Raw genomic sequence first — 545 nt, forward strand, 5'->3', positions numbered from 1 at the left:
GGTTATAGCTGTAAAAACCGCCTGGATTACGCTCACAGTATTCTTCCCAGAGTAGCTGCAGCGTCACGCATTTATTACGCAGTTCCCGGTGTACTGTAGCCCAGTCAGGCAGAGAGTGCTTCTTCATCTTAACCTGGGTCTGAAGGAACGCATGTTTTAGTTTTGTATCATCCCATCCTGTAGGTAAGGGCCACTGCTTTATGCCAAGTTGAGCCGCCCGATTAGCATATCTGGATACAACGGAAGGGGAGATTGCAAGACTACGACCAATTTGTCGATGGCTGAGTCCAACACCGTATTTAAGCCTAAGAATTTCTTTAAGTTTTCTCATAGAAATTGGAACTGTTGGCATAGGTATCCTTTACCGGAATGGCAAAAGATACAGATCAACACACCTGTGAAGTTCCAATAACATTGATGGAGATCACTGAATAACAAAATGAGTCAAAAGTGATCTCCATCGATGTTATTCAGCGATCTGTTCAAATGTTATTACCCGATCTCGATGGAAGTTATTGAGTGATCTCCTTTCATGAAAATACGCA

Annotated in this window: 1 pseudogene; it reads right to left on the reverse strand. The window is 42.9% G+C overall.

The features are described 5' to 3' along the window. Positions 1-352 (reverse strand): annotated as a pseudogene (locus ACJHWT_RS25490) (IS21 family transposase); the annotation flags it as partial. Positions 353-545: the final 193 nt, after the last annotated feature.

Source organism: Escherichia sp. WS338 (genome assembly GCF_046486405.1).
GTDB lineage: Bacteria > Pseudomonadota > Gammaproteobacteria > Enterobacterales > Enterobacteriaceae > Escherichia > Escherichia coli.